The sequence below is a fragment of the Blastococcus sp. LR1 genome, assembly GCF_020166105.1.
Classification (GTDB): Bacteria; Actinomycetota; Actinomycetes; order Mycobacteriales; family Geodermatophilaceae; genus Blastococcus.
On sequence record NZ_JAIUJY010000002.1, the window covers coordinates 717,353 to 743,492 of the forward strand.

21 protein-coding genes, 1 tRNA gene and 1 pseudogene are annotated in these 26,140 nt (G+C 72.7%); 10 read left to right on the forward strand and 13 right to left on the reverse strand.

Going from position 1 to position 26,140, the window contains the following annotated elements; all coding sequences use genetic code 11:
• Positions 1 to 9 precede the first annotated feature (9 nt).
• The 3 genes and pseudogenes from nrfD to fdh all read right to left on the reverse strand — a co-directional run bounded on the left by nrfD (position 10) and on the right by fdh (position 5,450).
• Complete coding sequence (nrfD, locus tag LBW97_RS08115) at positions 10 to 1,053, reverse strand: NrfD/PsrC family molybdoenzyme membrane anchor subunit (protein WP_224498891.1); 1,044 nt, start codon at positions 1,051 to 1,053, stop codon at positions 10 to 12.
• Position 1,054: 1 nt separating this feature from the next.
• Positions 1,055 to 2,125 (reverse strand): 4Fe-4S dicluster domain-containing protein, encoded by a 1,071-nt coding sequence (locus LBW97_RS08120; protein ID WP_224498892.1) that lies wholly within the window; start codon positions 2,123 to 2,125, stop codon positions 1,055 to 1,057.
• Positions 2,126 to 2,150: 25 nt separating this feature from the next.
• Positions 2,151 to 5,450: pseudogene (gene fdh, locus LBW97_RS08125) on the reverse strand (formate dehydrogenase).
• A 242-nt stretch (positions 5,451 to 5,692) separates the two neighbouring features.
• Between fdh and LBW97_RS08135 the strand changes: the two are divergent.
• The 4 genes from LBW97_RS08135 (at position 5,693) to LBW97_RS08150 (ending at position 12,159) form a co-directional block, all read left to right on the forward strand.
• Positions 5,693 to 7,591, forward strand: coding sequence for a bifunctional diguanylate cyclase/phosphodiesterase (locus LBW97_RS08135; RefSeq protein ID WP_224498895.1), 1,899 nt, complete (start codon positions 5,693 to 5,695; stop codon positions 7,589 to 7,591).
• Positions 7,588 to 10,146 (forward strand): diguanylate cyclase domain-containing protein, encoded by a 2,559-nt coding sequence (locus LBW97_RS08140; protein ID WP_224498896.1) that lies wholly within the window; start codon positions 7,588 to 7,590, stop codon positions 10,144 to 10,146. Before LBW97_RS08135 ends, LBW97_RS08140 begins: the two co-directional genes overlap by 4 nt.
• A gap of 106 nt (positions 10,147 to 10,252) precedes the next feature.
• Complete coding sequence (locus tag LBW97_RS08145; RefSeq protein ID WP_224498897.1) at positions 10,253 to 11,218, forward strand: glucosyl-3-phosphoglycerate synthase; 966 nt, start codon at positions 10,253 to 10,255, stop codon at positions 11,216 to 11,218.
• Positions 11,219 to 11,322: 104 nt separating this feature from the next.
• Positions 11,323 to 12,159, forward strand: a complete 837-nt coding sequence (locus LBW97_RS08150) for a glycerophosphodiester phosphodiesterase family protein (RefSeq protein ID WP_224498898.1) — start codon at positions 11,323 to 11,325, stop codon at positions 12,157 to 12,159.
• Between the two features lie 87 nt (positions 12,160 to 12,246).
• On the opposite strand, the gene LBW97_RS08155 is transcribed toward LBW97_RS08150, so the two are convergent.
• Positions 12,247 to 12,915, reverse strand: a complete 669-nt coding sequence (locus LBW97_RS08155) for an HAD family hydrolase (protein WP_224498899.1) — start codon at positions 12,913 to 12,915, stop codon at positions 12,247 to 12,249.
• Between the two features lie 128 nt (positions 12,916 to 13,043).
• Entirely contained in the window at positions 13,044 to 14,159 is a 1,116-nt protein-coding gene (locus LBW97_RS08160) for an NDMA-dependent alcohol dehydrogenase (protein ID WP_224498900.1), read from the reverse strand.
• Between the two features lie 183 nt (positions 14,160 to 14,342).
• Here LBW97_RS08160 and LBW97_RS08165 point away from each other — a divergent pair, with 183 nt between their 5' ends.
• Positions 14,343 to 15,056, forward strand: a complete 714-nt coding sequence (locus LBW97_RS08165) for a TetR/AcrR family transcriptional regulator (protein ID WP_224498901.1) — start codon at positions 14,343 to 14,345, stop codon at positions 15,054 to 15,056.
• 1 nt (position 15,057) lies between these two features.
• On the opposite strand, the gene LBW97_RS08170 is transcribed toward LBW97_RS08165, so the two are convergent.
• From LBW97_RS08170 to LBW97_RS08190, 5 genes are all read right to left on the reverse strand, one after another.
• Entirely contained in the window at positions 15,058 to 15,648 is a 591-nt protein-coding gene (locus LBW97_RS08170; RefSeq protein WP_224498902.1) for a TetR-like C-terminal domain-containing protein, read from the reverse strand.
• Between the two features lie 103 nt (positions 15,649 to 15,751).
• Positions 15,752 to 16,069: a hypothetical protein gene (locus tag LBW97_RS08175; RefSeq protein ID WP_224498903.1), complete on the reverse strand. Its 318-nt coding sequence runs from the start codon at positions 16,067 to 16,069 to the stop codon at positions 15,752 to 15,754.
• Between the two features lie 71 nt (positions 16,070 to 16,140).
• Positions 16,141 to 17,031: a 1,4-dihydroxy-2-naphthoyl-CoA synthase gene (locus LBW97_RS08180; RefSeq protein ID WP_224498904.1), complete on the reverse strand. Its 891-nt coding sequence runs from the start codon at positions 17,029 to 17,031 to the stop codon at positions 16,141 to 16,143.
• Positions 17,032 to 17,074: 43 nt separating this feature from the next.
• The gene (locus tag LBW97_RS08185) at positions 17,075 to 17,836 is read right to left on the reverse strand and encodes a hypothetical protein (protein ID WP_224499035.1); all 762 of its coding nucleotides are present in this window, start codon (positions 17,834 to 17,836) and stop codon (positions 17,075 to 17,077) included.
• Positions 17,837 to 17,914: 78 nt separating this feature from the next.
• On the reverse strand, positions 17,915 to 18,391 hold the full coding sequence (locus tag LBW97_RS08190; RefSeq protein ID WP_224498905.1) for an NUDIX domain-containing protein: 477 nt from the start codon (positions 18,389 to 18,391) through the stop codon (positions 17,915 to 17,917).
• 101 nt (positions 18,392 to 18,492) lie between these two features.
• Here LBW97_RS08190 and LBW97_RS08195 point away from each other — a divergent pair, with 101 nt between their 5' ends.
• From LBW97_RS08195 to LBW97_RS08210, 4 genes are read left to right on the forward strand one after another with little or no spacing between them, the layout of a single operon-like run.
• Complete coding sequence (locus LBW97_RS08195) at positions 18,493 to 18,951, forward strand: MaoC family dehydratase (RefSeq protein ID WP_224498906.1); 459 nt, start codon at positions 18,493 to 18,495, stop codon at positions 18,949 to 18,951.
• A 7-nt stretch (positions 18,952 to 18,958) separates the two neighbouring features.
• Positions 18,959 to 19,534 carry a TIGR00730 family Rossman fold protein gene (locus tag LBW97_RS08200; RefSeq protein ID WP_224498907.1) on the forward strand — a complete coding sequence of 192 codons (576 nt, stop codon included), beginning with the start codon at positions 18,959 to 18,961 and terminating at the stop codon, positions 19,532 to 19,534.
• A 52-nt stretch (positions 19,535 to 19,586) separates the two neighbouring features.
• Positions 19,587 to 20,519 carry an alpha/beta fold hydrolase gene (locus LBW97_RS08205; RefSeq protein ID WP_224498908.1) on the forward strand — a complete coding sequence of 311 codons (933 nt, stop codon included), beginning with the start codon at positions 19,587 to 19,589 and terminating at the stop codon, positions 20,517 to 20,519.
• Between the two features lie 21 nt (positions 20,520 to 20,540).
• Positions 20,541 to 21,653, forward strand: a complete 1,113-nt coding sequence (locus tag LBW97_RS08210) for a geranylgeranyl reductase family protein (protein ID WP_224498909.1) — start codon at positions 20,541 to 20,543, stop codon at positions 21,651 to 21,653.
• A 13-nt stretch (positions 21,654 to 21,666) separates the two neighbouring features.
• Here the strand turns inward: LBW97_RS08210 and LBW97_RS08215 are convergent, their stop codons facing one another.
• The 3 genes from LBW97_RS08215 to LBW97_RS08225 form a co-directional block, all read right to left on the reverse strand.
• Complete coding sequence (locus LBW97_RS08215) at positions 21,667 to 22,701, reverse strand: GGDEF domain-containing protein (RefSeq protein WP_224498910.1); 1,035 nt, start codon at positions 22,699 to 22,701, stop codon at positions 21,667 to 21,669.
• Between the two features lie 86 nt (positions 22,702 to 22,787).
• Positions 22,788 to 23,621, reverse strand: coding sequence for a hypothetical protein (locus LBW97_RS08220; RefSeq protein WP_224499028.1), 834 nt, complete (start codon positions 23,619 to 23,621; stop codon positions 22,788 to 22,790).
• A gap of 369 nt (positions 23,622 to 23,990) precedes the next feature.
• Positions 23,991 to 24,078 (reverse strand) — tRNA-Ser (locus LBW97_RS08225).
• Between the two features lie 759 nt (positions 24,079 to 24,837).
• On the opposite strand from LBW97_RS08225, the gene LBW97_RS08230 reads away from it, so the two are divergent.
• Positions 24,838 to 26,040: a hypothetical protein gene (locus LBW97_RS08230; RefSeq protein WP_224498911.1), complete on the forward strand. Its 1,203-nt coding sequence runs from the start codon at positions 24,838 to 24,840 to the stop codon at positions 26,038 to 26,040.
• Positions 26,041 to 26,140 lie beyond the last annotated feature (100 nt).

Below are 26,140 nucleotides of genomic sequence, written 5' to 3' on the forward strand. Positions count from 1 at the left end.
CGGAACCGCTCAGCGGGTGACGGTGGAGGCGTGCTCGTTGGTGCCGGCGGCGAGCCGCTCGCGCTGCGGGAGAACGACGTACTTCGGGTCCTTGGTGCTGGCGATGCCGGCCTCGAAGACGCCGAAGCGGGTGAGCAGCGAACCGGCCGCGAGAAGCGTTCCTGACGCAATGGCGCCCACCCGGGTGCGCCCGGCGATCGCGGCCAACCCGGCGCCCGCGGCGGTCGTCGTCTTCGCTGCCTGCATCAGCTTGCCGGGGCGTCCCTCGTGGAACGGCTCGCTCAGGATGCCGTGGTCGGTCTCGACCTTGTGCATCACGGCCAGCTCGATCGCCGCGCCCGTGATCGCCATCTTCCGGGCCGGTCCGGCCTCGTCGACCGGCACGAAGATCATCGAGATGCCGCCACCGGCAGCCATCGCCGAGCCGCCGAAGACGAACGGCAGCTGCTTGTAGGCCGCGTGCCACGACGGCACGGCGGTGTTGGCCAGCAGCACGCCGGTGTAGGTGGCCAGCGGCCCGCCGAAGATGGCGGACACGATGCCCCCGAAGCGCTCGAGCCGCGGGAACCAGCCGAGAAGCTCCACCGCCGCCGTCGCCCCGGCCGCCGCGCTGAACGGCGACAGGATGTAGGTGCCGACCGACAGCGGCGACGTCAACTTGAACACCCGCAGCATGTGCAGGAACCGCTCGGGCCGGCCGAGGTCGTGCACCAGGGCGACCACCGAGAGCAGCGACCCGATCGCCGCGGTCATCCGGCCCACGCGGGTCAGCTTCGGCCGGTCGGTGAAGTCGGCGACCGCCGCCAGGATCGACGACGAACCCGCAGCACCGCCGAGGAACAGGTAGAGCGGCACGTCCGGCGACTTCCACACCGGCGTCTTGACGATCTGCCGGCCGTAGTACGAGGTGAACTCGACGTCGTCGACCATCGCGACCTCGCCGCGGTTGCGGCCGCCGCCGCGCTTGCGCCGCTTGCCGCTCTTGCGCTGCGTCGCCGGGCCGCTGTCGGCCTGGCGCCACCCCGCACCGGGGCTGGTGATCCCGCCGGTCATGTCAGCGCCTCCGCGAGCCGAGGACGGCCGAGACCGCGACCCCGATCATCATCGCCGCAGCCGTGCCGGCCGCCTTCCACATCGCCGGGAGGTCCCGGGTCGTGACGATCGGGTCCGGCGGCAGGCCGTAGACCTCCGGCTCGTCGAGGAGCAGGAAGAACGCCCCGTCGCCGCCGACGCCGTCGTTCTCGTCGCGCCCGTACAGCCGCGCCGTCTCCACGCCCTGCGACTTCAGCGTCGCCAGCCGGGCGTCGGCGCGCTCCTGGAGCTCGTCGAGGTCGCCGAACTGGATCGACTGCGTCGGGCACGCGGTGGCGCACGCCGGCTGCAGCCCGTCGGTCAGCCGGTCGTAGCACATCGTGCACTTGAAGACCCGGCCGTCGTCCTTGCGCTGGTCGATGACGCCGTAGGGGCACGCCGCCACGCAGTAGCCGCAGCCGTTGCAGATGTCCTGCTGCACCACGACGGTGCCGAACTCGCTGCGGAACAGCGCGCCGGTCGGGCAGACGTCGAGGCAGCCGGCGTGCGTGCAGTGCTTGCAGACGTCGGAGCTCATCAGCCAGCGGATCTGCTTGTCCGCGCCGGTCTGGCCGGTCTGCGGGTCGAACTCGCTGAGCGCCTCGATGTTGAGCACGCTGGCCTGCGCCTTGGCGGTGCTGTCCAGGTCGCCGCTGTCGGGCGCCGGGATGCCGTGCTCGTGCGGCCGGTCGTCGCCGGGCCGCCCGAAGGTCGGCATCGGCAGGTCGACGGCGCGGGACTGCTCGATGAACGCCACGTGCCGCCACGAGTTGGCGCCCAGCTGCCCGGTGTTGTCGTACGACATCCCCGACAGGCCCAGGGCGTCCCGCTCACCGTGCGAGTCGTCCATCGGGAGCGTGTTCCACTCCTTGCAGGCCACCTCGCAGGCCTTGCAGCCGATGCAGACCGAGGTGTCGGTGAAGAAGCCGACCCGCTTCGGGTGGTCGGGCTCGTACCCGGCCTCCTCCGCGACGTCGGGCAAGGGCCCGAACAGCCGGTTCTTGACGTCGCGCAGGCCACCGAGGCCCGGACTGGCGGAACTGACCGAGGTCACGCGGCGGCCCTCCTCTTCGTGTGCGTCATGAGATCGTCGAGCCCTCTCCGGCGTCGGCGGCGACCGGGTCGCGGCCGTTCACGCCGACCTTCCCCGACTGCACGCCGGCGCGACGGCGGAAGCCCTCGACGAACTCCAGCAGCTCCGGCCCCCGCGGACGGCGGCCCGGGATGATGTCGCAGGAGCTGACCTTCGACTCCTGGATGTGGGTGTTGGGGTCCATCACGATGCCCAGCAGGTCGTTGGCGGCGTCTCCGGTGGAGATGCCCGCGTAGGACCAGTGGTAGGGCATGCCGATCTGGTGCACGACGGTGCCGTCGCGCAGCCTGATCGGCCGGACCCGCTCGGTGACCAGCACCTTCGCCTCGATCGCCGTGCGGGCGCTGACCAGCGTCGCGTACTCGTTGTTGGCCAGTCCGCGCAGCTTCGCGAGCTCCGGGCTGACCTCCACGAAGAACTCCGGCTGGAGCTCGGCGAGGTAGGGCAGTGTGCGGCTCATGCCACCGGCGGTGTGGTGCTCGGTGAGCCGGTAGGTGGTCACCTGGAACGGATAGACCTCGCTGCGCGCGGGGTTCGCCCGGTTCCACGGGCCCTCGATCATCTCCAGCGTCGGGTTGGCCTGCTGCTTGTACAGACCGTTCTCGACGACGGACTCGGCCGGCTCGTAGTGCGTCGGCAGCGGCCCGTCGACGACGCCGCCCGGCGCGAACAGCCACGCCTTGCCGTCGCCCTGCATGACGAACGGGTCGTTGCCGGCCAGCGCGTCCTGCGCCTTGGCACCCTCGGGCGGCACGTAGTCCGGGCGCTTCTTCTTCTCGAAGTCGGGCACGTCGAGGCCGGTCCACTCACCGGCGGCCTCGTCCCACCACACGTACTTCTTGCGCTCGCTCCACGGCTTGCCGTCGGGGTCGGCCGAGGCGCGGTTGTAGAGCATCCGCCGGTTCAGCGGCCACGCCCAGCCCCACTCCGAGGCCACCGGGCCCTGCTCCTTGCCCGGCTTGCGCCGGGCGGCCTGGTTGACGCCATCGGCGTAGACGCCGGAGTAGATCCAGCAGCCGCCGCTGGTCGAGCCGTCGTCCTTCATCTCCAGGTAGGAGTTCAGCAGCTGGCCGTCCGGACCGAAGCCGTTGATCTCCTGCAGCACGTGCTCGGCGCTGGGCTCGAGCTCGGGACCGTGCGTCGGGTAGTCCCAGGTGAGCTCGAGCAGCGGGAGGTCCCGGGGGTCCGTGGAGTCCTTGAGCCGCTCGCGCAGGATGCGACCGAGGTGGAAGTAGAACCACAGGTCGCTGCGGGCGTCGTTCGGCGGCTCGACAGCCTTGTGCCGCCACTGCAGCACCCGCTGGGTCTGGGTGAAGGTGCCTTCCTTCTCCACGTGCGTGGCGGCCGGCATGAAGAAGACCTCGGTGCCGATCGTGTCGGGGGCCATCTCCCCCGTCTCGATCTCCGGGCCCTCCTTCCAGAAGGTCGCCGACTCGATCATCTGCAGGTCGCGGACGACCAGCCAGTCGAGGTTGGCCAGGCCGAACCGGTTCATCCTGCTGTTCGGGTGGCCCACCGTGGGGTTCTCGCCGACCAGGAAGTAGCCGGAGACCTTCCCCTTGATCATGTCGGCGATCGTCCGGTAGCTGCTGTGGTCGCCGTTGATCTTGGGCAGGTAGTCGAAGGCGAAGTCGTTCTCCGCCGTCGCGTTCTCGCCCCACCAGGCCTTGAGCAGGCTGACCATGTACGACTTCTTGTTGCCCCAGAAGCCGGCCTTGCCCTCGGCGTCGGCGACGTACTCCTCGAGCGTCGCGTGCTGCTTCGCGTGCGGCATCGGCAGGTAGCCGGGCAGCAGGTTGAACAGCGTCGGGACGTCGGTGGAGCCCTGGATGCTGGCGTGCCCGCGCAGCGCCATGATCCCGCCGCCGGGACGGCCGATGTTGCCCAGCAGCGTCTGCAGGATCGAGCAGGTGCGGATGTACTGCGCGCCGACGCTGTGCTGCGTCCAGCCCACGGAGTAGATCCACGCCGTCGTCCGGTCGCGGTTGCTGTTGTCGGTGACCCACTTCGCCACCTGCTCGAAGACCTCGGGCTCGACGCCGCAGACCTCGGACACCATCTCCGGGGTGTAGCGGGCGAAGTGCCGCTTGAGGATCTGGAACACCGAGCGCGGGTGCTGCAGCGTCTCGTCGCGCTTGGGCTTGGCCGCTATCGGCGGACCGCCGCTGCCGGACGCCTGGGCGCGGTCGGCCGACTTCACGTCGGGGTCCTGGTCGGTCCGCTCCTGCTCGGCGGCCTCGGCCGGCTGGTCGGAGCCCGAGTTCGGCGGCTCCTCCGGCTCGTACTGCCAGCTCGCCTCGTCGTACTGCCGGTTCTCGGCGTCGAAGCCGGAGAACAGGCCGTCGAGGTCCTCGGAGTCGACGTACTCCTCGCCCACCAGGGCGGCGGCGTTCGTGTAGGCGGCGACGTACTCCTTGAAGTACAGCTCGTTGCTCAGCACGTAGTGGATCAGGCCACCGAGGAACGCGATGTCCGTGCCGATGCGCAGCGGGACGTGCAGGTCCGCGATCGCACTGGTCCGCGTGAAGCGAGGATCGATGTGGATGATCTTCGCGCCGCGCGCCTTGGCCTCACCGACCCACTGGAAACCCACCGGGTGGCACTCGGCCATGTTCGAACCCTCGATGACGATGCAGTCGGCGTTCGAGAGGTCTTCCAGGAAGTTCGTGGCACCGCCACGACCGAACGAGGCACCCAGACCGGGCACCGTCGCAGAGTGCTATATGCGTGCTTGGTTCTCGATCTGCACGGCGCCCATCGCGCTGTACAGCTTCTTCATCAGGTAGTTCTCTTCGTTGTCCAGCGTCGCGCCGCCGAGGCTGGCCAGCCCCATGGTGCGGTTCACGCGCTTGCCGCCGTCCTCCTCCTGCCAGCCCTTGCGGCGGGCGTCGAGGACGCGGTCGGCGATCATCTCCATCGCCGTGTCGAGCTCCAGGTCCTCCCACTCCGTCCCGAACGGACGGCGGTACTTGACCGTGGTGACGCGGGTGGGGCTGGTGACCAGCTGCTTGCTGGCGCTGCCCTTGGGGCACAGCCGGCCGCGGCTGATCGGCGAATCGGGGTCGCCCTCGATCTGCGTGATCTTCTCGTCCTGGACGTACACCTTCTGGCCGCAACCCACGGCGCAGTAGGGGCAGACGCTCTTGACGACGCGGTCAGCGGTGGCGGTACGCGAGACGACGGACTCGGTCCCCTTGCTGCGGGCGGCCTTGCCACGCCCCAGCGGGTCCGAGCCGGTCAGCTGGCGGTACACCGGCCAGCTATCGAGCCAGGTCTTCACCCCCAGCACTCTGCCACCCGTTCGCCACCGTGGCGCGGCGGCCGACCCTTGCGTGTCCCGATCGTCCGGAATGCGGTGATCACTTCGTGCCTGGCGGCGGCGCCGTTCATGATCACCTCGGGCGCACCGGGGCGTCGGCGCGGGTCGAGACCCCGATGGACCCGTGGTGATCACCGCAGCCCCCCGAACGGGTGACGGATCGGTAACGAGGGCTGCAGCACGGGGCCCTCCCTCCCGACAACGAACAGGTGACGACCGCGCCCGACCCGGGTCAGCCGACGGCTGCGAACCCGACTCCGCCTCCCCGTGGGCGCGCCGGGTTCCTTCCGGTGCTCTGCTTCGGGCTCGCCCTGGTCGCCGTCGTCCCGGTGCTCCTGCCCGGTCATCCGCTGCTCCGGGCGCTGAGCGTCCTGCTCGGTCTGGCGCCGATCACCGCCGCCCTCACCGCGGTCTGCCGCCGTCAGCAGCTCCTGGCCGGCGACCTGCGCCGCAGCCAGGCCGCCTTCCGCACGCTCGCCAAGAGCAGCGTCGACCCGGTCGTCATCCTCGACGAGCAGCTCCGCGTCACCTTCGCCTCCCCGGCGCTGGCCGGCGTCCTCGGCCGCGAGCCCGGCGAGATGCTGGGCCTCCCGCTGGAACCGGTCATCCACCCCGACGACCGCGCCGGCCTCTTCGGCGCGAACCTCCAGCGCCGCGAGAACGGCGAGTTCGCCGTGCGCACCGCCCGGGTGCGCGCCGCCGACGGGCAGTGGCGCCTGATGCAGGCGACCGTCCGCGACCTCCGCAACGACCCCGACGTCGGCGCGCTCGTCCTGCACTGCCGCGACGTCACCTCCCGCGGCCGCGGCGTCGACCCCGAACTGCTCGAGCTCTCCCTCGCCGACCCCGTCACCGGCCTGCCCAACCGGACGGCGCTCAGCCGCCGGCTGGCCGCCGTCCAGCGCACGGTCGCCGCCTCCCCGGTCGCGCTCGTCCTCCTCTCCATCGACGGCGTGGCCGGCGCGACCTCGCGCCCCGGCACCGAGGAGACCGTGCTGCGCGTGCTCACCTCGCGCCTGAGCCGTGAGCTGCGCGGCGAGGACTGGCTGGCCCGCGGCAAGGACGGTGACTTCGTCGTCCTCGTCGACGGCACCGTCTCCGACGCCGAGGTCGTCGCCACCCGCCTGGTCAGCACGCTCGGCTACATCGCCACGCCCGCCGGCCCGCTCACCGCCACCGCCGGCGTCACCGGCCTGGCCGCAGACATCGACCCCGGCGAGGCCCTGCGCCGCGCCGACCTCGCCCTGTCCAGCGCCTGCAGCGCCGGCGTGGGCTCCGTGCACCGCTACGACGACGCCCTGCGCAACGCCCAGGACCGTCGCAGCACGCTCGCGGTCGACCTCGCGGGCGCCCTGGAGCGCGGCGAGCTGCGGCTGGCCTTCCAGCCCGTGGTCGACGTGGTCCTGCACCGCACCGTCTCCGTCGAGGCGCTGCTGCGCTGGCGGCACCCCGAGCTCGGCGACGTCTCCCCGCAGGAGTTCGTGCCGCTGGCCGAGGAGTCGCCGCTGATCACCGAGCTCGGCCGCTGGGTGCTCCGCGAGGCGTGCTCCACCGTCGCCCGCACCACCGACGACGAGCTGTCGGTCGCCGTCAACGTCTCCGCCCGCCAGGTCCGCAGCGGCCAGCTCGTCTCCGACGTCGTCGCCGCCCTGGAGAGCAGCGCGCTGCCCGCCTCCCGGCTGATCGTCGAGATCACCGAGTCGATGCTGCTCGACGAGCACGTCGCCGCCGACCTGGAGACCCTGCGCGGCCTCGGCGTGCGGATCGCCGTCGACGACTTCGGCACCGGCTGGTCCTCGCTGGCCTACCTCGTCGGCATGCCCGTGGACCTGCTCAAGATGGACCAGCACTTCCTGGCCCACGTGGAGACCGATCCGCAGCGCCGGGCGCTGTGCCGCGCGATCCTCCAGCTCGGCACCACCCTCAATCTGCCCGTCATCGTCGAGGGCGTCGCGACCCCGGCCGTGCTCGCGCTGCTGCGCGACATGGGCCACCGCTTCGTGCAGGGCTACGCCTTCTCCCGGCCGCTGGAGGCCGAGCAGCTCGCCGCCGGCGTGTGGCGCACGGTTCCCTACGTCGCGTCCGCGCCTCCGGGGGTGCCTGCGTGAGCTGGCTCCGCGACCTTCCCGTCCAGTTCCGCTGGACCGTGCTCCTGGGCATCGTCGGCCTGATCGCCGCGGTGCCCTTCAGCGCGCCCGACGGCACCGGCATGCAGTGGGACGAGCTCGTCCTCGGCTCGATCGCCACCAGCTGCGTCGTCCTGATCCTGCGCCGCCTGGCGATCATGGACCGGGCTGTCACCCTCCCCTGGTGGCCTCCGGCTCTCGGCGCGCTCGGCTTCGCCGTCGCCCAGTTCCTGGCGGGCTCCTTCCCCGGTCCGGAGTTCGACGGCTTCGGCGCCGACGACGTGATCCTGCTGATCGGCGCGACGTCGCCGCTGATCACCTGCGCGATCCTCGCCCGCCGCGTCATCCGCACCCGCTGGAGCGCCCTCGCCGTCGACGGCGCTGTCGTGATCGTCGCGATCCTGGTGATCACCGAGGTGCTGCGCACACCGCTGGTCAGCCCCGCCAATGCTCCGGACGACCAGCGCTCCCTCGTGCTCGCCTACGGCGCCTACGCCGCGCTGATGCTCGGCGCGGCCGGCGTCATGTGCACCGTCTCGACGGCGGCGATGCGCCGCGCGGCCACCACGCTGCTGGTCGGCGTCTCGCTGCAGGCCTTCGCCGCCGGCGCCGAGGCCATGGCGATCGTCGATCCGTCCTGGGGCTGGACGGCGGTCGGCGACTCCGCCGTCGCCGCCGCTCTGCTCGCCGGCACCCTGGCCACCTACCGCGCTCCGCTGCGGCCCGTCGGGCGCACCGCCCGCGACGCCGCTCCGCAGATCAGCCCGGTGGGGCTCGTCCTCGTCGTCGCCGCCGTTCTCGGCATGCCGGCCGCCCTCGTCTTCGGCATGCTGCGGGGCGAACCGGTCAGCACCGCCGCCGAGCTCGGCATCGCCGTCGTCCTCACGCTCGTGGGCGTCCGCCTGGTGCTGCGCATCCGCGAGGACAGCCGCGTCACCGAGGACCTCGTGCGCAGCGAGGAGGACTTCCGCGAGCTCATCGAGTCCAGCTCCGACGGCGTCGCCATCATCGACGCGCAGTTCCGCCTGCTCTTCACCTCTCCCGCCGCCCGCGACCTGCTCGGCATCGACGGCGGGACCGAGCGCGACGTCTCCCTGCTCGAGCTCGTCGTCCCCGAGGACCGGACGAGCGTGCGCGCCGTCACCGACCGCGCGGCGCTGCACTTCCGCGTCCCGGTCGACGGCGCCGCGCCCCGCGAGCTCGAGGTCACCAGCTCCGAGCGCCCCGGCGGCAGCCGCCGCGTGCTGCACCTGCGCGACGTGACCGCCCGGCGGCTGCGCGAGCGCGAGCTCGAGCGCATGGCCTACACCGACTCCCTCACCGGCCTGCCCAACCGCGTCCTGCTCTTCCGCGAGCTGGGCGTCGTCTCCGACGACCCGCGGGTGCTGCTGGTGCTCGACCTCGACGGCTTCAAGGCCGTCAACGACGTCGCCGGGCACGAGGCCGGCGACCAGCTGCTGGTCGAGGTCGCCCGCCGGCTCCGGACCGTCGTCCGCGACGACGACCTGATCGCCCGCCTCGGCGGCGACGAGTTCGCCGTGCTGGTCAGCGGCTCGCCCACCGACGGCGAGGAGGTCGCGCACCGCGTCGTCGACGTCATGACCCTGCCCTTCCGGGCCGGTGGCCGCACCTTCGCCATCGGCGCCAGCGTCGGCGTCTCCACCCTGGCCACCCTCGGCGGCACCGCCGCCTTCCGCGCCGCCGACGCCGCGCTGCGCGACGCCAAGCGGGCCGGCAAGGGCTGCGTCCGCCTGGCCGAGGACGACGCGTTCGTCGTCTCCGGCATGGAGGACCTCACCTTCGCCGCCGCCCTCGTCGAGGGCACGCTCAGCGTGCGGATGGACACCGCCTGCGCCGCCGACGGCAGCATCGCGCTCGTGCACGCGCTCCCGCTGTACGAGCACCCGCGCGGCACCGTCCGCGGGCAGGAGCTGTGGCGGGTGGCCGACCGCTTCGGGCGCAGCGCCGACCTGCAGCGCTGGCTGCTGCGACAGGCCTGCCGCGAGATCGCTCCGCTGGCCGACCGCTCGCTGGGCGTCGTCGTCAGCCTGCCGCCGGGCGCGGCCAACGCCGAGGGCCTGGCCCGCGACGTCGCCTCCGCCGTCGCCGACGCCGGCCTCGACCCGCGCCGCCTCGTGCTCTCCCTCACCGAGGAGACGCTGATGACCTCCGGGGCGTCCCTGGTCCCCGAGCTGGAGGCGGTCCGCCGCACCGGCGTCCGGCTGTGCCTCGACGGCTACGGCCTGGGCTACAGCATCTGGGCGCTGCTCGCTCGCGTTCCGCTGGACATGGTGCGCGTCGAGCTGGCGAACCTCGCCACCCGCGACGACACCGGCGGCGCGCTCACGGTGCTGAACTCCGTCGCCCGCACGATGGCCGCACTCGGCCTGGTCTCCGTGGCCGGTGGCATCGTCAGCGCCGAGCAGCGCGACGGGGCCATCGCGGCCGGGATCGACCTGCTGCACGGGCGCGTGCTCCCCTCGGACCTCACCGCCGAGGACCTGGCCGCCCAGCTCGCCGCCGTTCCCGCCCGCTGACCGGTTCCTGCCCGTCCGGCGCTCGTCCGTCGTGGCCGTGACGAACGGGTGAACACCAGGGAGTCGCCCTGGTGACCCTCCGGACGCGTGCGCGACAGTGGAGCCCGTGAGACCCGACGCCCGAGCCTGGTTCGCCGAGCGCACCACCTCCGCGACCTCCCTGGCCGACCTCGATCCCGCTGCCCTGCTGCGCGCGAAGCGCCGCGGCGGGCACCGGATCAGCGTCGTGCTGCCCGCCCGCGACGAGGAGGCCACCGTCGGCCGGCTCGTCGCGGACCTGCGCGAGCACTGGATGCGCCGGATCCCCCTGATCGACGAGCTGGTCGTCATGGACTCCGACTCCACCGACGCCACCGCGGCGGTCGCCCGCGCCGCCGGCGCCGACGTCGTCGCCACCTCCGACGTGCTTCCGGCTTGCGGCTCCCGGCCCGGCAAGGGCGAGGCGCTGTGGAAGTCGTTGGCCGCCACCACCGGCGACCTCGTCGTCTTCCTGGACGCCGACCTGCTCGGCGACGTCACCCACTACGTGCCCGGCCTGCTGCGGCCGCTGCTCACCGATCCGCAGGTCCGGTACGTGAAGGGCTGCTACACCCGGCCGCTCGAGGTGGGCGGCACCGTCGTCCCCGCCGGCGGCGGCCGGGTCACCGAGCTGACCGCCCGGCCGCTGCTCAACGCGCTGTGGCCCGAGCTGGCGGGGTTCGTGCAACCGCTGGGCGGCGAGTACGCCGGCCGCCGCTCGGCGCTCGAGCGGGTGCCGTTCGTCTCCGCCTACGGCGTGGAGGTCGGGCTGCTCCTCGACCTGCTGGAGCTCGGCGGGCTCTCCTCGCTGGCCCAGGTGGACCTCGGCGAGCGCCGGCACACCTCGCAGGGCGTCGACGCGCTCGGCGAGATGGCCGGTCAGGTGGTGGCCACCGTCCTGTCACGGGCCGGGGGCTCGCGAGAGACGAGCGGCGCGCTCACCCGGTTCCGGCACGACGGCACCGGCTTCGTGCCCCGGACCAGCGACGTAGCCGTCGCCGAGCGGCCGCCGATGGCCACCGTGCCGGAGTACCGCGCCCGCCTCGCCGGGTAGCCGCACGGGGTAGCCGCACCGGGTAGCCGCGCCCCTCCGCTGCGCGACGGGAAGCGGACGGGGAAGATCTCTGCCGTGCCAGCTTCTTCCCGCCGCGCCCCCCGGTGACCGCTCCCGAGGTCGTCGCCCCCGAGGTGGTCGCCCACCGCGGAGCCACTGCCGAAGCGCCCGAGCACACGCTGGCCGCCTACCGGCACGCCGTCGAGGTCGGCGCCGACGCGGTCGAGTGCGACGTCCGGCTCACCCGTGACGGCGTGCTCGTCTGCGTCCACGACCGGCGGGTGCACCGGACCTCCAACGGCCGCGGCGTCGTCTCCACGCTGCGGCTGTCCGAGCTCGAGCAGTTCCAGTTCGGCGCCCGCCGTTCCCGGCGCGACACCTGGAAGGACGACGAGATCCTCGCCGTCTCCGACGAGCCGGACGTGGAGGACGGCCGGGTGCTCACCCTGGAGCGGCTGCTCGAGTACGCGACCGCCACTCCCGGCACCGTGCGGCTGGCGATCGAGACCAAGCACCCGACGCGGCACGCCCGCCGGGTGGAGCAGGAGCTGGTGCGGTGCCTGCGCCGGTACGGCCTGCTGGACGGCGGCCAGCCCGTCGAGTGGGGCGGGAAGCCGGCGTTCCGGGTGATGAGCTTCTCCCAGCTCGCGGTCCGCCGGGCCCGCACGCTGGCGCCCGGTGTGCAGACCGTGCAGCTGATCGGCAAGCGGCTGCGGCCCGTGCGCAGCGAGCTGCTGACCGGCTCGATGAGCGCCGTCGGCCCCGGGCTGGCGCTGTTGCGGTCCGATCCGGGCTACGTGGCCGAGGCGCACGCCGCGGGCAAGGAAGTGCACGTGTGGGTGGCGAACGAGCCCGCGGACGTCGACTTCCTCGTCGACCTCGGCGTCGACGCGCTCATCACCGACCGCCCCGACGAGGTGCTCCGCCGGCTCGGCCGCTGATCCGCCCTCTCCTGACCACCAGGTGTTCGGGAAGCTCGTGCTCTGCCCCGCTGGAGGGGGCAGAGCACGAGCTTCCGGGCCCCCTCCTCAGGCGGTGAGGTCCAGGCGGTCAAGCGCGGCGGCGATGTCGCCGGGGGTGTCGAAGATGTCCAGCGCTCCGGCGTCACGCAGCTCGTCGTCGCCGAAGCCGCCGGAGCGGACGACGATCGACGGCATCCCGGCGTTCTTGCCCGCCTCGACGTCGTAGACCGAGTCGCCGATCAGGATGCTCGGGGCGTCGATCGGCTCGCCGAGCTTCTTCAGCGCCACCTGCAGCAGGTCCGGCGCCGGCTTGGTCGACTCGACGTCCTCGCTCGTGGTCCAGGCCTCGGCGATGTCGCGGGCGTCGAGCAGGTCGAGCGCGTTGTCGACGTGGTGCGGCTTGCCCGAGCTGGCGAGCACGACCCGGTGCCCGCGCTCCTTCAGCGCCAGCAGCAGCTCGCGAGCGCCCGGAAGGACGGCGACCTCCTCCATCAGCGGGTCGGCCTCGGTCACCCAGCGCTCGCGCGCCTCGTCGCCGATGCGCTCCTCGACCTCGTCGCCGCCCAGGGCCGCGACGAGCTGGTCGCCGCCCATGCCGATCAGCCGGTGGATCCGCCAGACCGGGAAGGTCTCCCCGAGCGACCGGAAGGCCCGGTACCAGGCGAGCGCGTGCTGGTAGTTGGTGTCGACGAGGGTGCCGTCGACGTCGAGAACGGCGATCCGCAGAGAGCTCATGCGGCGGAGCTGCCCACCCCGTCGCCCGCGCAACCCCTGTTGATCATCGTCATGTGGCTGGGGCGGGCGGCGTGTCGAGCAGCCACATGACGATGATCAACGGCGAGGGGGCGAGGGGGGTCCTTCGCTCAGTCGGCGTGGACGAGGAGTCCGCGGACGGTCTCGCCGGCGGCCTGGTCGCGGTAGCCCTGGTTGATCTCGTCCAGCTCGTAGCGCCGCGTGATCAGCCGGTCGAGCTCCAGCCGGCCCTCCTCGTGCATGCGCAGCAGCCGCGGGATGTCGGTGAACGGGTTGCACGAGCCGAACATCGAGCCCTGGATCCGGTGCTCGAAGACCGTGGCGAGCTGCCCGTTGAGCGTGACGGACCCGTCCGACGGGCGGTCGCCAAGGGCGGTGAGCACCAGGGTGCCGCCCTTGCCCAGGCAGGCGGCCGCGCCCTGGTAGACCTCAGCGGACATCTTCCCCACGGTCACGACGACGACGTCCGCGCCCGTGCCGCGGGAGAGCTCGCGGGCCAGCCCGACCGCCTCGTCGGTGCTCGCCACGGTGCGGGTGGCGCCCACCGACTCGGCGAACTCCCGCTTCATGGCGACCGGGTCCACGCCGATCACGTGCATCGCGCCGGCGTGCACGGCGCCCTGCACCGCGTTCACGCCCACGCCGCCGAGCCCGACCACGACGACGACGTCGCCCGGCCGCGTGCCGCCGGCGTAGACCGCCGAGCCCCAGCCGGTGGGCACGCTGCAGGCGGTGAGCGCCGCGGTGTCCAGCGGCAGCCAGGGGTCGATCTTCACGCAGGAGAACTCGCTGAGCAGCGCATGCCGGGCGAAGGCGCCGACCATGCAGAAGCCGCCGAGCTCCTCGCCGTCGAGCCGGTACGGGTACTGGCCGCCGGGCAGCAGCCCGGTGGCGATGGTCGCGCCCTTGTCGCAGATGTTGGACCGGCCCGACGCGCAGAAGCGGCAGTGCCCGCAGGCGGGCAGGAAGCTGGTGACGATGTGGTCGCCCGGCGCCACGCCGGTGACGCCGGGGCCGACGGCCTGGACGACGCCGGAGCCCTCGTGCCCACCGACGATCGGGTAGCGGCCGCCGGGGTTGGAGTGCCGCAGGTGCTCGTCGGAGTGGCACAGCCCGGAGTACGCCATCTCCACCAGGACCTCGCCCGGCCCGGGATCGCGGACCTCGAGTTCGACGATCTCGTACTCGGTGTCCGGCTCGCGCAGCACAGCGGCTCTGGTGAGCACCGGGGTCCTCCTGGGTGGCGGTGGGAACCGGGGTGCGACGGACGGCACGCCCCGGTCGGGCGGCCGTCATCGTGCCTGGTGGCCGGACGGCCCCTGCACGCCGGTCCGGTCCCACCCACCACATACATACCGACCGGCCAGTCATCCGTGCAGGTGAGGACTCCGGGTGCCTATCCTCGCACCGTGAGTGAGTTGCTAGACCGCCGAGCGCAGAAAAAGGCCCTTACGCGAGCACACGTCCGGGCCGTCGCCCAGGAGCTGTTCGCCGAGCGGGGGTTCGACGCCGTCACGATCGCGGACGTGGCCCGGGCGGCCGACGTCGCCGTCCAGACGGTGTTCAACCACTTCTCCACCAAGGAGGAACTCTTCTTCGACGGTCGCACGCCGTGGGTCACCGGCCCCGCCGACGCCGTCCGCGACCGCACGCCCGGGATGACTGCCCACACCGCGCTGCGCAACTACCTCGTGGCCCTGGTGCGCGGCCGCTTCGGCGCGCTGGCGTCGGTGAAGTCGCGCACCTACCTGCGCACCATCGAGGGCTCCGACGCGCTGCTGGCGCACGAGCGGGACCTCATCCACGAGTGCGAGCGACGGCTCACCGAGGCGCTGCACGAGGTGTGGGCCTCACCCGACGACCGCGACGGCATCGTCTCCCAGGACCCGGCGACCGCCGCGACCCTCACCGCCGCCACCTGGCTGGGTGCGGCCCGTGCGCTCATCATCGGCCAGCGCTCCCGGGTCACCGCCGGGGCCTGCCCGCTCGAGATCGCCGAGACGCTGGGCCAGCTGGCCGAGCGCTTCTTCGACGCCGCCATCGCCACGATGCCCGCGTTCGAGGAGGAGGCCGGCGCCGCCGTGATGCCCGCCGTCGAGTGGCCCGCCTCCCGCGCCTCCTGAGTCAGGCGGCGACCGGCTCCCCGACCCCGCGCAGCAGCGGCGCGAGCACCTCGTCGACCACGAAGACGACGTTCTCCGCCGTCAAGGGCTCGGCGAGCCGGTAGCGCTGCCACCAGAACGCCTCGAGCACGGTGGCGAGCAGGCGCTCGCGCTCGGGGTCGATCCCCTCGCCCCGGGCCTCGGCCCGCGCGAACAACTCGTGCACCGCGGCGGCCAGCGGGCGGACCAGCGCCTCGTCCAGGCCGGCGCGCAGCTCCTCGTCGTGGCACGCAGCGCCGGCGAGGCTGGCGACCGCCCGCTCCTCGCGGTCCAGCGGCCGGGTCCACCGCTCGAGCAGGCCCAGCAGGTCGGCCCGCAGCGAGCCGCCGTCCTCGGGGACCACGACGAGCCGGAAGCGGCTGACGGCGGCCCGGGCGAGCGCGGCCATCGTGGGCCAGCGGCGGTAGATGCCCGCCTTGCCCGCACGGGCGCGGGCGGCGATCCGGTCGCTGTTGAGCCGGCCCCACCCCTCGTCGGCCAGGATGTCGACGGCGACGGTGAGCAACTGTTCCGACAGCTCGGAGCTCAGTGGCCGGCCGGGAGCCCCGGTCACGACGCCGCTCCGCCACGGCTGGTCATGTCCACCCGGACATAGTGGCCGCTCGGTGGACCGACCACAATGATCTTGGCTCTGCGATCTGCGACGACTGCGCAGGTCAGGCCCCGGCGGCGCTCTCCACGTGCACCTGCAGCCCGGAACCGTCGGCGGTCAGCCAGCCGTGCGTACGCGCCGACGTGATCATCGCGTCCCACCTGGTGGACCAGTCGGGCGCGGTCGCCCGCGGCTCGGCCGCTGCCCGCAGTGCGGCGACGTCGAGGAACGCCGTCTCCGCGTCCTGCAGCCGACCGAGCGCCGCATGCTCCAGCGCCTGCCCGGCCTCCTCGTCGGTGACCACGCCCAGCGCCAGGTGCAGCCGACCGAGGTCGTCGACGTCGACGACCCGGGCCTCGGGACGCTCGTCGGCGCCCGTCACGACTTCCACGATCACGGCTCTGCCCTCATAGGGCCTTAATGGCCATTTCGGCCCTGGAGCATGCAGAGCTGTCAGACATGCCAGGGGAACTGGGAGAAGTCGGGATCGCGCTTCTCCAGGAAGGCGTCACGGCCCTCGACGGCCTCCTCGGCCATGTAGGCCAGCCGGGTCGTCTCGCCGGCGAAGAGCTGCTGGCCGACCAGGCCGTCGTCGATCAGGTTGAACGAGTACTTGAGCATCCGCTGGGCGGTCGGGCTCTTGGTCACGATCTTCTTGCCCCACTCCAGCGCGGTCCTCTCCAGCTCGGCGTGCGGCACGACCCGGTTCACCATGCCCATGCGCTGGGCGTCCTCGCCGGTGTACTCGTCGCCCAGGAAGAAGATCTCGCGCGCGAACTTCTGGCCCACCTGGCGGGCGAGGTAGGCGGAGCCGAAGCCGCCGTCGAAGCTGCCGACGTCGGCGTCGGTCTGCTTGAAGCGGGCGTGCTCGGCGCTGGCCAGCGTCAGGTCGGCGACGACGTGCAGGCTGTGCCCGCCACCGGCCGCCCAGCCGGGGACGACGCAGAGCACGACCTTCGGCATGAAGCGGATCAGCCGCTGCGCCTCGAGGATGTGCAGCCGCCCGCTGGACCGGCCCTTGTCGTGCTCGTAGCCGTACTTCCCGCGCACCCGCTGGTCGCCGCCGGAGCAGAACGCCCAGCCGCCGTCCTTCGGGCTCGGGCCGTTGCCGGTGAGGATCACGCAGCCGACGTCGGTGGACAGCCGGGCGTGCTCCAGGGCGGTGATCAGCTCGTCGACCGTCTGCGGCCGGAAGGCGTTGCGCACCTCGGGCCGGTCGAAGGCGATCCGGACGACACCGGCGTCCACCGCCCGGTGGTAGGTGATGTCTTCGAAGTCGAAGCCCTCGACCGCCGCCCAGGCGGAGCTGTCGAAGATCTCGGAGACGTCGTCGCGCGCGGTCATGCGCCGAACCTAACCCGGCCCCTCGCCCATCCCGCCAGGCGCGTCACTTGCCGAGCAGGCCGCCGACCCCGCCCACGACGCCACCAACCGCGCCTCCGACCCCGCCCACGATCTCACCGACGGGCTCGCAGATGCAGTCCTTCTCCGGCGGGGGCGGCTGGTTCGGCGGGGGCGGCGGGGGCTGCTCAGCTGTGCCGCCACCACCGGTGTGCCCACCGCCAGTGGTGCCACCGGTCGTACCGCCACTGGTCCCCCCGGTCGTGCCGCCGCTGGTCGTACCGCCACCGCCCGCCGGGGCGGGAGCCGGAGCACCGGCCGCCGCCCGGCCAGTGCCGGCGGGCGCAGAGCCGCCGCCGGACGCACCGCCACCGGAGGCCGAGCCGCCACCGGCCGCGCCGGCACCGCTCCCAGCCGTACCGCCACCGCCGCTGCCGGCCTGGACGTCTCCGGCGGGTGCGAGGGGGTTCTCCCCCGGCGCCGGGGTGCGGTCGGCCTCGGTCGTGATGCCGGCCGGGCCACCCGTGGGGGTGCTGCCGGAGCCGTCGCGGTCCCCGCCGTTGCCGGCGAACACGCCGTCGGAGTCGCGGGAGGAGCCGTCGCCGCCGTCGGCCCCGCTCCCGCCGCCGCTCCCGAGGAGCATCAGCGTCAGGGGGATGGCGATGAGCAGACCCACGCCGAGCAGTGCGAGCGCGAGCAGGAGGCCCTTCTTGCGCGGGCGGCGCTCGTGGCGACCGGCACCGGTGACGGTCGAACCGTGACGTCCGGTGGTGGCTGCGGCGTGGCGGGACAGGGCCGGCTCCTTCATGGCGGTGCGGTGGTGCTGCCTGTCCCTTACCGGGACGGGGACATCAGAAGACCAGTGCCCGCCCCGTTCGGCATGTAGTCATGGGTTTCCCATCCGTAACAGGGGCCACAGGCGACCCAGCGACGCCGCCAGGCCGGGGTGCAGCTCGACCTGCGCCAATCGGGCACGTGGCACCCAGGCCGCGCCGTCGCTCTCGCCGTCCAGCCGCAGGTCGCTCGCCTCGAACGGACGCGCCGGCGTGGCCAGCACCGTCGTGTAGGACCACCCGCCGTGGTCGTCGACCGAATGCGCGCCCAGCACCAGGTCGGCGGCGGTGAGCCCGAGCTCCTCGCCCACCTCGCGGAGCGCCCCCGCGGCCGGCGCCTCGCCCTCGTGCAGCGCGCCGCCCGGCGTCCCCCACGTGCCGCCGTGGTGCGACCACCGAGCCCGGTGCTGGAGCAGCAGCTCGGGGCCGTCGTCGCCGTCGCGGTGGATCAGCAGCCCGGCCGCCCCGGCCCGACCCCAGTGCCGGTGCCCGGAGGCGCAGACGGTCCAGCCGTCGGTGGAGGCGAGCACCCGACCAGTGAACCTGGTGGCGAACAGTTGTGCTCTGCTCCGCCTGTGCGAGCAGAGCACTAGGTTCGGGGAAGTACCCATGACTCCGGAGGACGCACCGCATGAGCACCACGACGACGATGGCCGAGCTGAACGGGCTGATCGGCACGGAACTGGGCACCAGCGACTGGTACGACGTCACCCAGGAGCACGTGAACCTGTTCGCCGACGCCACGGGTGACCACCAGTGGATCCACATCGACGTCGAGCGCGCGACGAAGGAGAGCCCCTTCGGCGGCCCGATCGCCCACGGCTACCTGACGCTGTCGCTGCTGGTGCCGCTGTTCGCGCAGGTCCTGCTGGTCACCGACACCGTGATGGGTGTGAACTACGGCCTGAACAAGGTCCGTTTTCCCTCGCCGGTGCCGGTGGGTGCGCGGGTGCGGCTGACCGCGACCCTGGCCGGCGTCGAGGAGATCACGGGCGGCAAGCAGCTCACCTTCGCCTGCGTCATCGAGCGCGAGGGCGGCGACAAGCCGGTCTGCATCGCCGAGCCGGTCTACCGCTACTACGGCGGCTGATCCGCGCGTGCGCATCGCCGTCTTCACGGGGTCGCACGACGGGCCTGCCGCGCACGCCGAGGCGGCGGCCGCCTTCGCCACCGCCCTGGCGGAGGCGGGCGTCGGCATCGTCTACGGCGGCGGGCACGTCGGGATGATGGGCGTCGTCGCCGACGCCGCGCTCGCCGCCGGGGGCGAGGTCATCGGGGTGATGCCGCAGCACCTGGTGGACGACGAGGTCGCCCACCCCGGCCTGCCGCGGCTCGACGTCGTCTCGACCATGCACGAGCGCAAGGCGCGGATGGCCGAGCTGTCCGACGCCTTCATCGCCCTGCCCGGCGCCGCCGGCACGCTCGAGGAGCTCTTCGAGGCGTGGACCTGGGGGATGCTCGGGCTGCACGCCAAGCCCACGCTGCTGCTCGACGTCGACGGGTTCTGGCAGCCGCTGCTCGCCCAGCTGCGCCGGATGGTCGACGACGGCTACCTCGACGGCCGCCGCCTGGACGCTCTGGGCGTGGTGCACGACGCGGCGGGGCTGCTGGCCTTCGTCGAGGGTTACGAGCACCCGCCCAGAAAGTGGTCGGCGCCGCCGTCGTCCACCTGATCGCGCGGTAGCTGTAACCCCTCGGCAATACGGATCGTGGTGCACTGGAGTGATGCCGTCGAACCAGGTCGCCGAGAGTCGTGTCGTCCACGGGCACAAGCGCGCCTTCGTCCGGGCGGGAGACGGGCCGGCGCTGCTCCTGCTGCACGGCATCGGGAACAACTGCCAGACCTGGTCGAAGGTGATCGACCGGCTCGCCGAGACGCACACCGTCATCGCGCCGGACCTGCTCGGCCACGGCAACTCCGACAAGCCCCGCGGCGACTACTCGCTGGCCGCCTACGCCAACGGCATGCGCGACCTGCTCTCCATCCTCGACATCGAGAAGGCCACCGTCGTCGGCCACTCCCTCGGTGGCGGCATCGCGCTGCAGTTCGCCTACCAGTTCCCGGAGCGCTGCGAGCGGCTGGCGCTGGTCGGCAGCGGTGGCCTGGGCCCGGAGCTCTCCGCCGGCCTGCGCGCGGCGACGCTGCCGGGCGCCGAGCTCGTGGTGACCGCGCTGGCGCAGGTCTCCGCGCCGCTGCGCACCGGCCTGCAGGCGGTGGAGAAGGTCGGGCGCGTGACCGGGTGGCGGCGGATCGGCGATCTCGCCCAGGCCGTCGACGCGCTGCTCGCGCTCAAGGACATCGAGGCGCGCCGCGCGTTCCTGCGCACCCTGCGCGGCGTCGTCGACGCACGCGGCCAGGCGGTCACCGCGCTGGACCGGATCTACCTCGCCGACTCCGTCCCGATGCTCGTGATCTGGGGCGCCCAGGACCCGATCGTGCCCGCCCAGCACGCCGAGTCGGTGCGGGCACTCGTGCCCAGCGCCCGGGTCGAGGTGTTCGACGACGCCGGCCACTGGCCGCACCTCGACGAGCCGGACCGCTTCTGCGACGTCCTCCTGGAGTTCATCGCCGCGACCGAGCCGGCGGCGCACGACCTGGACAGCTGGCGCCGGCTGCTGGCACAGAACTGGGACGGCGTGCCGCGCCCCGTCCGGTAGCGACCGCCTAGCGTCGTCCCGGTGGAGCACTGGGACGTCGTCGTCGTGGGTGGCGGCCCGGCGGGAGCGGCGTGCGCACTGGCCGCCCGGCAGGCCTCCCCGGGCGCGCGGGTGCTGGTGCTCGACCGCGCCGACTTCCCCCGCGACAAGGTCTGCGGCGACGGGATCGCACCCGAGGCGCTCGACGTCCTCGCCGGGCTGGGCGTCGATCCCGCCGCCGTCACCACGGGGTATCCGGCGGTGCCGCGGCTGCGGCTGCGCTCCCCCGGCGGCACCACCCTGGAGCGGGCCACCGAGCGGCCCTCGCACGTGATTCCCCGCGCCGTCCTCGACGCCCGGCTGATCGCCGCCGCCCAGGTCGCCGGCGCCGAGCTGCGCAGGCACACGGTCCGTCGGATCACCGTGCGCGCCGATGCCGTGGAGGTCGACGGAGCGTTCACCGCCGGCGTGCTGGTGGGCGCCGACGGCGCGGAGTCGGTGGTGCGCCGGGCGCTGGGCGTGCCGCGCAACCGCCCCGACCAGGTGGCGATCGCGATCCGCGGGTACGCGCCGTCGGCGGAGGAGGGCGTCCAGGTCATCCTCACCACCGAGCAGCGCTGGCCGGCCTACGCCTGGTCCTTCCCCATCGGCGACGGACGGGCCAACGTCGGCTACGGCGAGCTCACCTCCGGCGGCGCCACCCGCGCCGGGCTGCTCGAGGGCCTGCACCGGCTGCTCCCCGGCGTGGAGCCGGACGAGCTGCGTGCGCACCGCCTCCCGCTCAGCACCGGGCGGCCCCGCCAGCCCGACGGGCGGGTCCTGCTGGCCGGCGACGCGGCGTCACTGATCAATCCGCTGACCGGCGAGGGGATCTTCTACGCGGTGCTCTCCGGCGCCCTCGCGGGTCGGGCCGCAGCCCGGGGCGCGGAGGCGGGGGCGGTCCACCGGCGAGCGCTGACGCGCCGGCTGGGCGCGCACCTGCGCTCCTCGTCGGCGGCCTCCCGGCTGAGCCGGTGGCCGCTGCTCATGGACGCCGTCTTCCGGGGCGCCGCGGCCGACCAGCGGGTGTTCGACGACGTCGTCGCCCTGGGGCTGGCCGACGGCCGGCTGACCCCCCGCACGCTGCTCGCGGCGAGCCGGCGGCTGCGCAGCTAGGTCAGGCGCCGGGTCAGGCGAACGCGGCCGCGACGCGTCCGCGACCGGCACGCTTGGCGGTGTAGAGGGCGTCGTCGGCCGCGGCGTAGAGCGCCCGCAGGTCGCCGGTCGTGCGGTCCGCGTGCGCCACGCCGAGGCTGATCGAGAGCCCGTAGAGGGTGCCGTCGGGCAGCACGAGCGGCTCGCCGCGCACGGCGTCCAGCAGCTGCTCCGCCCGGTGCACGGCGGCCTCGCGCGAGCAGCTGCGCAGGAGCACCGCCACCTCGTCGCCACCCATGCGGCTCACGACGGCGTCGCTGGCGCGGACCTGCCGCTTGATGATCGTGGCCAGGTGCACGAGCGCGTCGTCTCCGGCGAGGTGCCCGTGCCGGTCGTTGATGGTCTTGAACTCGTCGACGTCGACGAGCAGCAGCGCGGTGCCGTCGTCGGAACGGGAGAGGGCGGTGGTGAGCGCCTGGTCGAGCACCCGGCGGGTGACCAGGCCGGTCAGCGTGTCGATGTCGGCCTGCTGCTTCAGCGCTCGGACGAGGCGGTCCTGGGAGTTGGTGGAGCGGGCCAGCAGCGTTCCGGTGACGCCGAGCATGGTGCCGAAGAAGACGAAGTCGCTGAGCGCCGACTCCACGGTGTGGCTGGTGAACAGCATGATGCCGCCGGCCACGACGGAGAGCAGCGTGACCAGGAGCGCGCCGACCGTCCGCAGGTGGAACCCCGCGTAGAGGACGACGAAGACGAGGAACGCCTGGGCGCGGGTCGAGGTGCCGCCCGCCGAGACGGCGAGGGTGCACAGCACCGTCACGCCGACGACGGCCAGCGCGAGGAAGCCACCCACCCGGTCCAGCCGCGCCGCGGAGATCCGGTGGAGGCCGCCGGCGGCCAGCAGCAGCCCGGCGAAGCAGGCCCAGACGACGCCCCGGCTCGCGTCACCGGCGGCGCTGGGCCCGAGGAGACCGACGAGTCCCATCATGGCGGCGCAGACCAGCAGCACGATCACCGCGGTGCGCGCGGCGGCACGCGGGTCGCGGGCTCGCAGCGACGACGGAATCCTCACACCACCCCATCGGCAGCGGGCGGCCCTTTCCGTAGCGACCGGACGCAGATCACTTTTTAGTTGTGCCCAATCGGAGTGGGGGCGACTCAGCGCAGCGCGGTCACCATCGAGCAGCCGACCGGCCCGAGCGTCTGGACCACGAACCCGAGCTGGGCGAGCACGTCGGCGAGCGTGACGTTCATCAGCTCCTGGACCGCCGCGTCGGCGTCCGGGCCGCGCGAGCCGGAGGTGCTCATCCGGGAGTGCGTGCGCCAGCTGACCAGGACGCTGCAGTTCTCGGCGTCGGGGGCCAGCCAGACCCCGCCGGAGGCGATCTCCTTCGTGGTGTCGAAGAGCGGCAGGCCGGCCTCGAGGAGCGCCGCGGTGATCTCCACGACGAGGGTGGTCAGCGGGTCGGTGTCCGACAGCAGGTCGTTCCAGTCCTCGGGCAGCCGGTCCAGCTGGTCGCCGAGCTCGTTCAGCCAGGCCCGGTCCGCCGGGGAGGGGCGGGGGGCGACGGTGCCGTTGCCGCGCCGGGCGCCGTAGACCGTCAGGGCGGGGGCCTCGGAGTCCAGAGCGGCCCAGTCGGCGTCGAGCTCGTCCTCGAACGGACCGGCCAGCACCTCCGCCGTCTCGCCGACCAGCCACCAGGCCGGAGCCGAGGGCGCCGGTGCCGGCGCCTCGGCGGGGCGCTCGGCGAGGGCGACCGCCTGCGCCTGCGGCTGCGGCTGGGCGGCAGCGGCGGTCCCGGCCCGGCCGGGGGTGCGACGGCCCGCGGGGTGGTTGCTCATGCTCCGGGCGATCGCCGCCTCGGCGGCGCGGGCCCCGTTGCGTTCGAACTCGTAGCGGGCGGTCGAACTGGCCCCGAGGAGCACCACCACCGCGGTGGTCAGGAGAAAACCAAGCACTGCGGTAGCCGGCCACAACAGCAACGTGCCCATGGTCACGGGGGAGCTCCTCGACGCCTTCGACCGCGGCGGGAAGTACCGCGGTGTGATGCAGAAGTTACGGCCTCCGGGGGCTCCGACCGGCCGGTTCCGAGCCACTCCCGACCGGCCCGTCACCGGATCGTTGCGGCGCACCCCGGGACACCCCGGTGACCCCTCCCCCAGCCCGGCGTCATGTCGACATGAGCGGGCTTGACCTGCGGAAACGCGCCTGTTCTCCCCCAGTTGCACCGACGGTGACGTGCCCGCCCGGCCGGTCGCGGCGCGTCGCGCGATGCGGCGTTCTGCGCGTCCCGGCGATGTGCGGCGCGGGCGCGTTCCGGAGGCCGGGATGCGCCCGTCGCGCACATCGCCGGACAGGGGCGGAGGGCGTGGGATTCGAACCCACGAAGAGGGATTACCTCTTAGCGGTTTTCAAGACCGCCGCCATCGGCCACTAGGCGAGCCCTCCTAGCTGCATCGACGTCGCGTTACCTGTGTCGATGCCGCTATGGCGTGCCCTGGTGCTGCCCCCTCTTCGCCACTAGGGACCGCTTCGTGCCACTGCTTGCTGCACGACCTGTTGCACGCCACGGCAATGCTACGGAGCCCGTCCAGCACTTGGAGGGCTCGGGTCAGCGGGACTCACGGCTCGATGCCGCGGTCCTTGCCCAGCCGGCGGTTGAGGTCCCGAGCGTCGGCCGACTCAGGGCAAGCCGAGCGCTCTTCGAGCGTTGACGGCTCCCTGGCACGCCTCGACGGCGTCGGTCGTAGGGTCCTGGCTCGGGTCATCAACTCGGCTTCGAGCCGACCGCTCTCGCTCCGGTGCGTGATACCGAGCATCGGTCTGGCCGGCCAAGCGCACTGCAGCCACTGTCGGTCGCCGCCACTCTTCCCCGGCGCCCGCTCGTAGAGCGCACTGTGATGGGCAGGGTCTCCGCTTTCTTGGCGGAGGTCCCAAAGGCTGATCGCCCGCGCGAGGTGACGAGTCGAGCAGCGGGAGCCCACTCGTTGCGGAACAGCATCGACAGAGAAAGGGACCGTCCTGCGGTCACCACAGTTGCCGCGGCAAGAAGATGGCGGGAGCGCTGGACACGACAGCTCGGGTGGTGTCCCCGACGCCGCAGGCGTCGGAAACCGATTGCGCATCGGCCCGGCGGTCCGTGAGCGTCGAGCGACGTCGACGAGCGCAGCTCAATAGTGTCGTAGCGGCGCTCTAACGTCGGTGACCGTGGCACCCATCAACCTGCACACCAGTCGGCCGTCGGTCTATCTGGATCAGTGGGTGTGGATCGACATGGCGAAGGCCGTCGCGGGAAAGCCCCGCCGTCCCGAGGACCCCAAGGTGCTGGACGCCTTGCGCGAAGCAGCTGTAGCCGGCGTCGCTTTCCCGCTGTCGCCCGCGCACTATTACGAGACCTTCAAAATCAAGGACCCCGCTCAGCGTCACAACCTGGCACGGGTGATGGCGTCGGTTTCATACTTCCGAACCCTGGGGGGCGGACGCCAGCTGATACGTCACCAAATGCTCAACGCCATGCACGAGACCTTCGGGCGCCCGACGTTCCGCCCGAAGCCACCCGAACCGCTGGGCCTCGGAGCGGCGTTCGCCTTCACCGGTAAGCAAGGCCTGATGACGGTGCGCGACACGGACACCGGGGCGCAGACAACCGAGGAGCGGCTACCCGGCGTCGGGGCGCTACAGCGGAAGTGCGCGCAGCTGGGCGAGACGATGCTGATCGCCGGCCCCACCGACGACGAGGTCGCCATGTTGCGCAAGAACGGCTACATGCCCGAGGTCACTGAGGCGATGGCCGCCAGTCGCCTGGCGTGGGAGGAGCTCTACGTCTCCTTGCTGCGCGATCAAAAGCGCATCAGCGTCACGGAGATGCGGGTGCAGGTCATGGCCCGAGAGCTGTTCCATGAGCATCTCGATCTCTTCAACGAGCTGCTGGCCGAGTACCGCTTGGATTTAGAGCGGGCCCTAGGGATCGACCTCCAACACCCCGGTTCGGGTCGCCCCAAGATGATGGCGCTTTCGGACCGCATCCCCTCGATGCGCCTCGCGGCAGAAATGAAGGTGGCGCTGTTCCGCAACGCCCAGCGGACGTGGAAGCTCAACGACGTCTACGACATCGACGCGCTGAGCTTGGCCATCCCCTACTGCCACGTTGTCGTGACCGACGCGGACGCAGCAGACCGAGTGCGGCGCACCAAGGGCGACCAGCGCCACGACACGCCTGTCTTGAGCACCTTTGACCCGCTGCTGGAGCGCTTGCCCGATCTCGTTGCAGCGGCTCGCGCCCTCGGCGGTGACCCCACAGGCTGGGATGTCAGCGGTCCTGGCGAAGGCTTCGTCACCACGTTGCCGGATGGCTCCTGGCCTTCACTTCGCCCGACGTCGAAGAACGATGACGCGTGCACTTATCGTTGATCTCCGCGCTGACTAGACGGCACCCGATCCCCGGAGGTCCTCATGGGTCACACTGGGCTACTCCGAGGTTCATCCCCGATGAGAAGGGCGGCACCGGCGC

Coding starts and splice junctions, on each gene's coding strand:
- LBW97_RS08220 (WP_224499028.1), bottom strand. CDS start 23,621: ATGGGCACGTTGCTGTTGTGGCCGGCTACCGCAGTGCTTGGTTTTCTC.
- nrfD (WP_224498891.1), bottom strand. CDS start 1,053: ATGACCGGCGGGATCACCAGCCCCGGTGCGGGGTGGCGCCAGGCCGAC.
- LBW97_RS08180 (WP_224498904.1), bottom strand. CDS start 17,031: ATGACCGCGCGCGACGACGTCTCCGAGATCTTCGACAGCTCCGCCTGG.
- LBW97_RS08185 (WP_224499035.1), bottom strand. CDS start 17,836: ATGAAGGAGCCGGCCCTGTCCCGCCACGCCGCAGCCACCACCGGACGT.
- LBW97_RS08155 (WP_224498899.1), bottom strand. CDS start 12,915: ATGAGCTCTCTGCGGATCGCCGTTCTCGACGTCGACGGCACCCTCGTC.
- LBW97_RS08195 (WP_224498906.1), top strand. CDS start 18,493: ATGAGCACCACGACGACGATGGCCGAGCTGAACGGGCTGATCGGCACG.
- LBW97_RS08205 (WP_224498908.1), top strand. CDS start 19,587: ATGCCGTCGAACCAGGTCGCCGAGAGTCGTGTCGTCCACGGGCACAAG.